Origin of the sequence: Streptomyces sp. NPDC006435 (genome assembly GCF_040612315.1) — a bacterium.
Classification (GTDB): Bacteria; Actinomycetota; Actinomycetes; order Streptomycetales; family Streptomycetaceae; genus Streptomyces.
The window spans coordinates 12,130-23,938 of record NZ_JBEXPY010000044.1 but is presented as its reverse complement, the minus strand read 5'-3'; the positions used below and the strand labels follow the sequence as shown (position 1 = coordinate 23,938).

The 11,809-nt window shown below is 70.8% G+C and carries 6 protein-coding genes and 1 pseudogene; 5 read left to right on the top strand and 2 right to left on the bottom strand.

Going from position 1 to position 11,809, the window contains the following annotated elements:
• Position 1: 1 nt before the first annotated feature.
• The gene (locus tag ABZZ04_RS31525) at positions 2 to 301 is read right to left on the bottom strand and encodes a hypothetical protein (RefSeq protein ID WP_356935643.1); all 300 of its coding nucleotides are present in this window, start codon (positions 299 to 301) and stop codon (positions 2 to 4) included.
• A gap of 272 nt (positions 302 to 573) precedes the next feature.
• Between ABZZ04_RS31525 and ABZZ04_RS31520 the strand changes: the two genes are divergently transcribed.
• Positions 574 to 1,380: a hypothetical protein gene (locus tag ABZZ04_RS31520; RefSeq protein WP_356935642.1), complete on the top strand. Its 807-nt coding sequence runs from the start codon at positions 574 to 576 to the stop codon at positions 1,378 to 1,380.
• On the opposite strand, the pseudogene ABZZ04_RS31515 reads toward ABZZ04_RS31520, so the two are convergent.
• Positions 1,338 to 1,766, bottom strand: a pseudogene (locus ABZZ04_RS31515) (SpoIIE family protein phosphatase); the annotation flags it as partial. The gene ABZZ04_RS31520 and the pseudogene ABZZ04_RS31515 overlap by 43 nt on opposite strands.
• 142 nt (positions 1,767 to 1,908) lie before the next feature.
• Here ABZZ04_RS31515 and ABZZ04_RS31510 point away from each other — a divergent pair.
• The 4 genes from ABZZ04_RS31510 to ABZZ04_RS31495 all read left to right on the top strand — a co-directional run bounded on the left by ABZZ04_RS31510 (position 1,909) and on the right by ABZZ04_RS31495 (position 11,807).
• Positions 1,909 to 2,055 (top strand): hypothetical protein, encoded by a 147-nt coding sequence (locus ABZZ04_RS31510; RefSeq protein ID WP_356935677.1) that lies wholly within the window; start codon positions 1,909 to 1,911, stop codon positions 2,053 to 2,055.
• Positions 2,056 to 2,659: 604 nt separating this feature from the next.
• On the top strand, positions 2,660 to 4,075 hold the full coding sequence (locus ABZZ04_RS31505; protein ID WP_356935641.1) for a hypothetical protein: 1,416 nt from the start codon (positions 2,660 to 2,662) through the stop codon (positions 4,073 to 4,075).
• 3 nt (positions 4,076 to 4,078) lie between these two features.
• Entirely contained in the window at positions 4,079 to 8,179 is a 4,101-nt protein-coding gene (locus ABZZ04_RS31500) for an AAA family ATPase (protein WP_356935640.1), read from the top strand.
• Positions 8,154 to 11,807: an AAA domain-containing protein gene (locus ABZZ04_RS31495; RefSeq protein WP_356935639.1), complete on the top strand. Its 3,654-nt coding sequence runs from the start codon at positions 8,154 to 8,156 to the stop codon at positions 11,805 to 11,807. Before ABZZ04_RS31500 ends, ABZZ04_RS31495 begins: the two co-directional genes overlap by 26 nt.
• The last annotated feature ends 2 nt before the right edge of the window (positions 11,808 to 11,809 follow it).

The window sequence follows — 11,809 nt, the reverse complement described above, 5'->3', positions numbered from 1 at the left end:
GTCAGGAGACGTGGAACTTCCTGCCAATCAGCGTGGTCACCCGAGCGGCCGTCCACACCTGGTCCTCCACCCAGCCGTGCGCGGCCGGCCCCTGCTGGAGATACACGACCGGCTTCTCCAGGCAGCGCAGGGACAGGCGGCATCGCGACCTGCTCGGACCACGGGAGGCCAGAGCCTGAACACCGCCCTCCCGCCACCGTGGGTGCCACTGGTAGGACGATTTCAGGCCCACTCGCAGCCGCCGCACGGCCTTCGGCGGCTTGATCCTCTGTTCGAACAGCTCGGCTTCCTGTATATGCACAGTTTTCCGGCGCCGACGTCCCGCGGCGGTCAGTCCGCCTCCATCCGCATACCTCACACACCACGGGATACAGCCACCACCCCAGGCCCTTCAGGGACTTCGCGCAGATTCACCCCAACAAGCCGAAGTCAGTAGGATCCAAAGGCCCGCATCCGCGGCCCGTGAAGCGAACACCTTCACGACCGGTGGTGCGGGGCTGTGGATTCGCTTGCGAGAGCCCATAAGACGGCCCGCGGTCGCGGGCCGTCCGTGACCAGTGGAGTTCGAACAACATGAGACCTGTACGTCCGCGCCTCTACACGTGCATAGGAACCCTCCTCGCCGTCGGCCTCCTGGCCGGCTGCTCCTCGTCGGACGGGTCGGCCGAGCCGACGCGTTCGGAATCGTCGTCCGGCCGGCCCGCGCCCGGGAACGAGAGCCCTAAGGCGTCGTCCCCGGCCTTCGCCACCCCGTCCGAGTGCGACGGCCTCCAGCTCAAGGGCGGTACGACCCTGGCCGGTTCGGCCCTGTCGAAGTGCCTGGTGGCCGCCCTGAAGGCGTACGGATCGGGGACGGAGGCCGTGCAGTCGGGGGACGAGTCGGGGACGTCGCGGTTCCTCTTCGGGGACGAGCCCGCGCTGGCCGGGTCGATGACGGGGCCGGAGGGGGAGAAGGCGTACGTCTTCAAGGGCGAGGACGAGTGGATCAAGACGCCGGGGCTCGGCAAGTGGGTCAAGGGGGACAAGAACAGCAGTGACCCGCAGGAGCAGATCGTGGCCGCCACCGGGAAGCTCTACCGCGCGCTCGCCGATCCGGAGATGACGGCCCAGATGATCGCGTCGGCGCCGGAGTGGACCGTCGAGCAGGAGCGGCCCGTGCTCTCCCTGGAGAACGGGGAGGACGTCACGGCGTGGCGGATCGTGAACAAGAAGCCGTACACGTTCATGGGCGCGGCCGTGCGCGAGCACATCCTCTGGTTCGGGGACGACTTCACGCCCTACGGCGGGCAGGCCGAGTCCCGGACGGCCGGCGTGATGAGCACGACCACGCAGCACTTCTACGACCTGGGCAAGCCGGTGACGATCGAGGCGCCCGAGTAGACCTCTCGCGCTTCGCGTTCCGGGGCCGGCAGACGGCTCCGGAACGTGGGGCGCGCACGGCCGGGCGCCTGCAGCGGGACGATGACGAGGGCCGTGTCGTCGTCGGCACCCGTCGGTGGCAGCAGATCCGCCAGCAGCGCGTCGGCGAGCACTTCGGCCCCGGCCCCGTGGTGGCGGGCGAGGAAGGCGGCGAGCCGGTCGAGCCCGGTGTCGATGTCCTCGTTCCGGTGCTCGATCAGGCCGTCGGTGTACAGCACGAGGAACGCGCCCTCGGCGAAGGGCACCGTCGCCTGCGGCCAGGGCCCCGGGCCGCAGCGGGCGCCGAGCGGCGGATCGGTGGCCCGGTCCAAGAACTCCACGGCTCCGTCGCCCCGCAGCAGGGCCGGCTGGCTTTGTTCACGGGGTAGCGGCTCTGGTCCACTTCGTGTGGACGGGTACGCAAGGTAACTGTTGATCTTCGTGTGATGCGGGTTGAGTTTGTCCGGAAATCGATCAATTGGATGGTGGTGCGGTCGACAGTCCTTCGCCATGAACGAAGTGTTGCCGGAGTTGGACGAGCTGCTGTTCTCCTCGGTCGAGGGTGTGTTGGTGGAGTCGGTTGAGGTGACCGACACGGTCGGCTGGGTCAAGGCTCGTACGACGACAGGGCAAGCGGCCTGTGTGACGGAGCGGTGATGCTCAGGGGGTTGGGCTGCTTTGGTCTGGTGTCCACGATCAAGGGGAAGGTTCACGGGCGGGTTGACCCCAGGCGGCGGACCGGTAGCGGGGCGGGGAAAGCGGCGATCCCGCCCCACTACCGGACTGACGGCAGGAACGCCCTAGGACCTCTTAACGCCTTCTCAGGTCGAATCCGCGGTATCCGGTGCGGGGTGACGGGTTGTGATTACTGTGGTAGGACGTTTGCATGCCGTGCGCGCAGGGTGGTGGGCTGACGCCCACGGAGCAGGTGAAATGAGGAAGCACAGACGTACACACCACCGAGGCGACCGTGCCGGACTGCCCCTCGGCCGACCGGATCACCGCCGTCCGCAAGCAGGGGATCACCATGGTTCACCCCGCTCCTGCGTCCGTATGGCCACCAGCCGTGCCGACGGCCCGTCCGGCGGCTCCTTCGACGCGGCCGGCCCGGCTCCCTGGTAACGGCGCCAGAACCTGCGCTGCACAAAGCGCCGAACTCCCCGCAGGGGCGAGGTGTTTCGCCGTATGCTTGCTGCTCATGGAGCGCTTAGATCCCGTAAACCCTCCTGCTGTCAGGCGTGCAGTGACGCACGATGCGGTGGTGATCATCCCCGGAATCATGGGGAGTGAACTCGTCGAGGCCGACACGGGTCGGGGTCGCGTCCTGTGGGGGATGAGGCAGGCGCTCACGTACGCCGCGCGCTGGCACCACAAGAGCGGGATGGCGGCGCTGGCCGTCACGGAGGACGAGCGGGCCGGGAAGGTTGGGCGGGTCACCGCACGGCGGCTGCTCAAGTTCGCCTCCTGGTCTCCGCTGCTGGGTGGTGTGGAGCCGTACACCAACCTGGTGAGGGGGCTCACGCCAGCCGTCGCCGACCCCGCCGCGATCTGCGAGTTCCCGTACGACTGGCGGCTCCCGGTCGCCTACAATGCCCGCCGGCTGGCCGAGGCCGTCGACCGGCATCTGACGGCCTGGACCGCGCATCCCGCGTACGAGGCGGCCCGGCGCCACGACCCCGACGGGCGGCCCGCCGAAGTGGTCCTCATCGCCCACTCCATGGGCGGACTACTGGTCCGGGAGCTGGCCCGGATCCCCGGGGCGGTCGAGCGAGTACGCGCCACACTCACCCTCGGGACGCCGTTCCACGGCGCGGTGAAGGCCGCGGCGATCCTCAACTCCGGCCGCGGGGCGCCCGTACCGCTGCCCCACCGGCAGCTGCGCGACCTCGCCCGTACCCTCCCCGGGCTGCACGACCTGCTCCCCGCCTACCGCTGTGTCGAGACCGACGACGACATGGTCCCGCTGACTCCCGCCGACGTGGCGGACCTCGGCGGCGACCCCGAACTCGCCGCGCAGTCCCTCGACCGCCTCAGAGCACTCAGGGACACCGCGCTCCCGGGTCACCGGATGGCCGTGGGGATCGCCCAGCACACCATGCAGAGCCTGCGTCTGGACTCCGGGGTCGTCACACCCCAGGCGTATGTGTTCCAGCGGCGCAACGACGACGAGATCCGGCGGGACGAGATCGGACGGCCCTTCACGGAGGACCTCGGGGGCGACGGCACCGTCTACCGGTACGCCGGACATGCAAGCGGAGTCGAGGAGGTCGCCCTCGCCCAGCAGCACGGCGCCCTGGCCACCTGCGGCGGTGCGATCGATCTGGCGCGCGGACTGCTGACCGGGCTGCGTCGGCTGGAGGACCTCGGACAGCGGCTCGGGCACGGCGAGACCGGGCTGGACGTGCCCGATCTGGTCACCGCGGGCGAGGAGTTCGAGATCACCGTGACCGGCGAGGACAACCCCCGCAGGATGAGCTGCGTGGTCCAGGACAGCGGCGACGCCGACCGGGTCGTCGCGAGCCCGCAACTGCCACCGCGTCGCGACGCGTCCGGTGCGCTGCGGGCCCGGTGCCGGCTGCGGGAACCCGGCCTGTACCGGATCAAGGTGTCCGGCGGCAGCGAACCGGTCACCCGGCTCGTCCTGGCCGCCACCGAGGCCCCGGACCTCGGCTGCTGATCCATGCACGAGGGGGAGGAAACGGGCGAGAAGCCTGGCGCGCAGGGCTTCGACGTCTACACCGTGCCGCTCGGCGAGTACCTGAGCGAGGAGAAAGTCGCCGCTGACGAGGAGGCCTGCGCGATCGGCGCGATCCTCGAACCGCTCGGCGGCGTTCTCGTTCCCTGGGAGGTGAAGCCCAAGGAGCGCGACCTGGGCCGGGTCGACACGCGGCTGAAAAGGTGGTCCACACCCGTCGAACTCCGCAACTCCCTTCTGCTCTGGGTCGGTCACGGCTGGTCGAACGGCAGGAACGCAGCCCTGTATATCAGGGGACACGACCCGGGCACGGACGACACCGAGCTCGTCCCCGAAGCGTTCGCCAACCACGTCGCGGAGGCGCGTCGGCAGCGTTCCTCCGACGGCCTGTGGGACATCGTCGTCGTCGAAGCGTGCGGTGCCAGCCTGTTCGTGAGGAAGGCACTGTCGTATCTGTCGGGTGGCGAGGAGTCGGCGACCCGAGGCCTGCTGCTCGTCGGCTCCGGACGGGACGAGGGCGAGGGACACCTGGGCACCTTCCGGCGGACTCTGGAGCACGTCCTCACCCACAGCTACAGCGATCACGACACGGTGATCCCCCTCCACGACCTGGGCGCGCGCCTCGACGAGACCTGTACGCTCTTCGTCGCCCCGCTCAACCTGGGCGGTCTGCCGCCGCTGCGCCGCCGCACCGCCTTCCCGGTGACCGCCTCGGTGGAGATCCACGCCCGGCTGCGGGAGGCGGTCGACGCGCTACCGGAGGCCGACCGCGCCCACTTCGCCCGCAAGGGGCTCGGCTCGGAGTTCGGCGAGCTGTCCTGGGGTTTCGCCGGGCGTACGGAGGACCGCGCGGCGATCGCCGACTGGCTTGCGAAACACCGCTCGGGGCTCCTCGTGGTCACCGGGCGCGCCGGGTGCGGCAAGTCCGCACTGCTCGGCAACGTCCTGCTGCACGCGAACGCGCGGCTCGGCGAGCTGCTGCCGCTGCTTTCCCGGGCCGGTCTCGCGGCCGACCCGAGTGACATGGACCCGGAACTGCCCGCCTTCGACCTCACGCTCCACCTGACCGGGGCCACCGCCCACGACGTCACCGCCCGGCTCGCGGCAGCCCTGGGGGCGCAGCCGCGCCCGGACGTCCGGCCCCCCGCCGACGAGTTCAACGACCTGATCGCCGCGTTGCGTTCAGGTCCCGCCCACCACGAGCGCCCGTACACCCTGCTGGTCGACGCCCTCGACGAGGCGCAGGAGCCGCCGCTGCTCGCCGGGCTGCTGCGCGAGCTCGGCACGCTCCCCGGCATCCGGCTGGTCGTCGGGGCGCGCCCTTCGTCGTACGAAGCGCCGGACCGCGCCCCGAGCGCCGACCACGACCTTCTCGACGCCCTCGGCGCGGCCGAGGATCATGTCTCCGTGCACTGGTTACGCCGCGACGCGCAGGCCCTGGACGACTACGCCACCAGGAGCCTGGAACAGGCACGTGCCTCCTACCCCGGTCGGCCGGAGACCTTCCCGGACGCCGTCCGCCGCGCCTGCGCACTGATCGTGGGCGGCACGGAGGGCGACACGGCAGACGACACGCAGGACCGGGACTTCCTGTACGCGGGGCTCGCCGTGCACGAGATCCTTGCCGATCCCGACCTTCTGCTCGCAGACCGCGCCCGTGAACTCGCCGTACTCCTGCGGGGTGATCATCGCTCTCTTTTCGCCACCGCCGTCCGGCGCCTCGGCGCGCGCCACGCGCGGGTGGGCCGGCTGCTGGAAGCTCTCGCCCATGCGCAGGGCAGGGGACTGCCCCGGGCAGACCGGATCTGGGCCACCGCGGCCACCGCCCTCGGCGGCACCGGACAGGAGGCGGTCTCCTCCGACGACATCGACGAGATCCTGAAGGCCGCGGCTCCGTACATCGTGCTCGACGGCGAGAACGGCCAGAGCGTCCACCGCCTCGCCCACCGCACGTTCGCGGAGCACTTCACCGCCGCGTACGGCAACGCGGCGTCGGGCACAAGCGATGTGGCCGAGCGTCGGCGCCGGGTCACGGAGGCGCTCGTACGGCTGGCGGACGAGGGCCCCGAGCAACCGCTCAACCCCTATCTGGCCCGGCATTTGTCCAGCCACGCCGCGGCGGCCGGGATACCGGGATGGACAGCGCTGGCCGGCCGCCCCACCGTGCTCGACAGACTGTCGGTGGAGGCCGTCGCCACCGATGTGCTGCGCGCGGTGGGCGAGGCGCGCGGGCTGCCACCCTCCGTCCTCGGCGTGCTGGACGCGGCCCATCTGCTGCGGCGCTGCGGACCGGCCGACCGGGTGGGACTGCGGCAGTTCGGTACGGCCCGCGCGGCCGGAGTCGCGCCCGTACGTGAGGAGCCGGCCGACGCTGGCCGGGGCGCGGGCTGGCAGGTGTGCTGGGCCCGGCTGCGGCCACGCCCGCCGCGGCTGACCCTGGCCCGCCGGCCGCTGCCGGTCCGCTCCCTCACACCGGTGGCGGGACCGGGCGGGAGCACGCTGCTCGCCGGGGTCGACGACAGCGGCGGCCTCCACCTCTGGGACCCGGCGCGCGGGTACGCCGCCGCGGCGGCCGAGCCGTTCGCCCCGGGCCCGGTGACGGCGGTGACCTCGATTCCCGGCACCACCCTGCTGGCGACCTCCGGCCACGACAAGCGCATCCGGATCTGGGACGTGTCATCAGGGCGGCCACGGCTCTGCCGGGTGGCTGAGAACGGGATGTGGCCCCACACGCTGCACGGTTGCCTGCTGCCGACCGATGCCGCCGGCTCGGACGGCTCGCAGGACCCGGGCGGCTCCGCCGCCGTGCCCCTGGTGGCCGTCGGGGAGTTCGGCGGCGGGATCCGTTTCCTCGACCCGCTGACCGGGCAGGTGCACAGGCCCTGGTTCCGGAGCCACGACAGCGGACCGGTCTGGGCCCTGACCACCTTCCAGGACGGCGACAGCACCCTGCTGGCGAGCGCGGCCGGTGACGGGATACGGGTCTGGGACGCGTGCACCGGTCACCGGGTGGGCGCACTCGTGCAACGGGCCGGCGCGACGGCGCGAGCCGTGGCAGCGGTCGAACGGCTCGACGGCGGCGGCACGTTGCTGGCCGGGGGCTGGGACGACGGCGGAGTACAGGTGTGGGAGCCCGTCTCCGGAGAGCTGGTCACCGAGTTCCGCTCGGACGGCCCCGTGAACTGCCTCACCGTTCTCGCCGCCGCCGACGGCCGACGGCCGCTGCTGGCCGCCGTCGCGCAGAGCGGCGCGGTCCGCGTATGGGACGCGCTCACCGGGCGGGCCGAGGACCTCGCGGACCCCGCCCCGCTCGTACCCAGCCCACACGACTCCACTGCCCAGGGCCTCGCCATCACCGCCTTCGAGGGCCTGGCCGGCGACACCCTGCTGGCGTCCGCGGCGGACGACGGCACCGTCAGTGTCTGGAACCCGTACCTCCCGCAGGAGCCCGCAACGATCCCCGGCCCCCGGTCCGCCACGGCGACCGCCGCCATCGCCGCCGATCCGTCCGCGGACCGGAACGAACGACTGTCCACCATCGGCGGGCCGAAAGGCACCACGCTGCTGCTCGCCGAGGACCACGGTGGCCGCCTCGCCGCCTTCGACGCCACCACCGGTGAGCCCGCGGCCGTGCCCCGGGGCCACCACCCCGCGGGGCCGCCGACCGGCACGAGCCGACTGAGCGGACCGGGTGGGCTCCCGCTGCGCGCCACGTACCGCAGGAGCGAGGAGATCCAGCTCACGGTAGAGGCCACCGGCCGCCCGTACGGCGAGGTGCTGACCGGCCACCAGGACTGGGTCACCGACGTCGTGGAGTTCACCACACCGGACGGGCGGCTCCTGCTCGCCTCCTGCAGCGACGGCAACGACCGGACCGTGCGCTTCTGGGATCCCGATCCAGCGGGACGCCGGACACCGCTGTACACGCTCTCGCTGGAGATCCAGTGCCGCAGCCTCGCCGCGTTTGGCGATGGCCGGATCGCGATCGGAACCGACGAGGGACTGCTCGTCATACGCGTGGAGTCCTGGCTGCTGACAGGACAGACGGAAGGGGGCCGTGATGTCCGGGCCAGGCAAGGACACTGACAGGTACGCCGAACTGGTCGACAGGCTGTTCTGCCGCAAGGCCACGGCCCCGTACGGTCCGTACAAGAGGATCGGCGAACCGGTCGTGGTGCTGCAGGACCGGCTGATGCGCGTCCGTATGCAGACCCCCGGCGACGACTACGAGACCTTCGAGATGTCGCTCTTCGCCGACATCCACAAATTCGCGGGCGAGCTGTGGGAGCACGAGGTCCGCAGCCTGCTGCGGCTTCAGGCGCTCAACCACCCCGCCCTGCCCGAGATCACCGACGGCAGCTTCGACGCGACTGAGAGCATCGCGTTCACGATGACCAAGGAGAATGGCAGCCCACTGGACATCGACTGGGCCGTCTCGTGGGCCCAAGAACACCGGATCGCCGCCTTCGAGCAATTCAGTGTGCTCGTCGACGCCCTCAGCCAACTGCACGGCTCCGGGATCCTGCACCGCAATCTCACCCTCGGCGCGCTGCAGGTCCACACATCGCCCCACAGCGACGCCGCCGAGCACCTGGCGCTGAGCCTGGGACGCTTCGAGATGAGCACGCTGATCGGCAATCTGCTGCGCGCCATGGGCAGTTCCACCCAGGCCGACGAGGCCCAGCAGGGCATCCGGCAGCTCTATCTGAGGCCTCCCAAGAACGTCGAGCCGGCCCGTCATCTCGCCTACCTGGCTCCCGAGACCCACCCCTCCCTCTTCGAGGGAGCCCCCTCGTCCCGGCGCGACTGGGACACGACGGACGTGTTCGGGCTCGGCGTCCTCGGGTTCGAGCTGTTCTGCGGGCCGATCCACAGCTGCGTCCCCGGCGAGTACGCGGCCGTCGCCGCCGCCGACGACACCGGGCTGCGCACGGCCCTGAACAAGCTGCACCGGGCGATGCGCACCCACCTGGCCAATCGGCCCGAACTCCCCGGCGCGCTCACCCGGGTGCTCCGCAGCATGCTGGAGCCGACCCCCAAGTCACGCATCACCTCATACGAGGCGGCCCGCCGCATCGAGCAGGACTGGGAGGCGGTCTGCGGCATCTGGGAGGACAAGGAAGAGAACCAGCGCCCCCATCTCGTCGCCTTCATGCCGGACGAGTCCGTCAAGACGATCTACAAACAGCGCAACTGGATCTCCCGCAGCCCTGACGACGCCGCGGGCCGTGAGGAGCTGAAGGCCTTCTTCGAGAAGGAGCTGCGCCAAGCGGAACTGGTCCGTTCTCCCAACGGCGCTTTCGGCTACGCGACGGGCGCCCGTGAGGAGACACTGCGGGAGGCGGAGTGGGTCCTGATCGGCGAGAGCGCGGTCTGGTTCTGCGCGTATTTCATCGAGAACCCGACGTACCGCGACCGTCAGCGGGTCTGCGACGACATGCTGGTCATCAAGTACCTCCGGGACCGCGACTACGCCCAGGAACTCGTCAACGCGCATCCACGGCGCCGTCTGTCCCGGATCGACCTCGTGGCCTACCGCACCGGGCAGGACATGTCCCACCACCGCACTGGCCGCCCGTCGTGGACCCGGCTCACCGAGTCGGTGTCGGTCGGCGCGCGGAGCAAGGACCCAAAGGACGAGGAATTCCTCAAGGCCCTCGACTTCCTCATCGACTACCAGGCAATCGAACTCAATGCCCGGAAGTACCCGTTCGTCCGGACCGAGCGGGCAGCGGAGGACGCACCGGCCGGCGACACCCCGCAGGGCACCGCCGTCCTGATGTACGACCAGCAGCGCGACGACGAACGCAAGCACCGCAACGCGCTGCTCACCGTGTACGCCATGGATCCCGGTCGCCGTCCGCATCTCGGTGACTTCGTCGCCGATCTCGGCTCCGACGACGATGACTTCATCAAGCTGGACGTGGTGGGGACACCCGACCGGCCGCATTTCGGCAGAGACCGTATCCGGGTCAGAGTCCTGCGGCGGCTCGACGCGCACTCGATCGAGGTGCGCCGGATCGGCGGCGGGCGGATCCCCGCGTCGGGCTGGCTGCGGCCCTCCACCGACTCCGGCTCCGACATCCAGCTCGGCCGGCAGGCCCGGGCTTGGCACTCCCTGCGTAATCTGCCCGGTCTCATCCGGGCCCTGCGCGAACCGCTCTCCTTCGACCTCGGCCGCGGCCGCTACAACGACGCCGACGACAGCGGCCTGGAGGGCAACGCCCCCAGCGTGATCCGGGAGATGCTCTCGCTGCACCCCTTCTACGCCCTCCAGGGCCCGCCGGGCACCGGCAAGACCACCGTCGCCACGCATGCCGTCAGCCGCTATCTCCGGATGGAGAAAGGTGCTCGCATCCTGGTCAGCGCCCAGTCGAACTTCGCCCTCGATAACCTCGGCATCCGGCTGGCCGAGGAACTCGGCGACGGCATCGACAAGGGACAGATCCTGATGCTCCGGGAGATGCCCCAGGTGGGCGGGATCGACAAGGTCGACCCGCGGCTGCACCAGCACACCCTGGAGGCGCTGACCCGGCGGGTCGTCAGCAACATCGAGCAGAAGCTGGGTGGAGGGCCCGGTGCCCGGACGGATGTGCCCCCGAGCGAGGCCGCCCTCGTGCAGCAGTGGCTCGAGCGTGTCGTGCCCGACCAGGTGGAGATCTCCGACCGGATCAAGGCGGGCGCCAACATCGTCCTGGCCACCTGTTCCATGGCCGCCACCATCACCGACACCGTCCGCGACCCCTCGGACCTGTTCGACTGGGTGCTCCTGGAGGAGGCTGCCAAGGCCTGGCCGACGGAGGTGGTGACCCCGCTGGTGCTCGGTGTCCGATGGACCCTCATCGGCGACCACCGGCAGCTCGGCCCCCACCGGGAGAACGACGTACGGGCCTTCCTGCACAGCCTGTACAGCCACCCGGACCCCGACGTCCAGCGCCACTACGACGCCCGTGAGAGCTACTTGAAGGTGCTCAGCCTCTTCGGGGAACTGTTCCGCACCGAGCGGGAGCGGCCAGCCCAGAGCCGGCAGGTCCCGCCCCTCGGCAGCCTGGACAAGCAGTTCCGGATGCACCGGACCATCGCCGAACCAGCCAGCCGGGCCTTCTACCCGAAGGACCCGGTCGAGCAGGATCCCGACCTGGGTCTGCCGAACAGCTTCCTCACCACCCACGAGGCGGCCAACGCACCGCACGGCGTCCGGGAGCCCTGGTTCCTGGAGGGGCATCCGCTGGTGTGGCTCGACACCACGGGCCGGCCCGGCTGTGCCGATGAGGGGTACTGGACCAACGTCGGCGAGGTCGACCTGGTGGACCGGCTCGTCACCGGTATGGAACCGGCCCCGCCCGACCCGTCGCTGCCCGACGCGCCCGGCAGCCTCGCCGTCCTCACTCCGTACGCGGCCCAGGTGGCGCTGCTCAATCAGCGCGGGTCACTGCGCAACCGGGTGCACACGGTTCACTCCTTCCAGGGGCGCGAGGCGCACCGGGTCGTCGTCTCGCTCGTCAGGTCAACCAGAAGAGGAGACGTTCTGAAAAGCGTCGGACACGTCGGGCAGGCCGAGGTGATCAACGTGCTGATGTCCCGGGCCCGCCGTCTCCTCGTGATGGTCGGCAGCCTGGAGCACTTCGCCGAGCACGGCGGGCAGGACTGGCGGCTGGTGACGGACACCGTGAAGCGGTTCGGCAAGGTTGTCCACGCCGACGAGTGGGAGTGAGC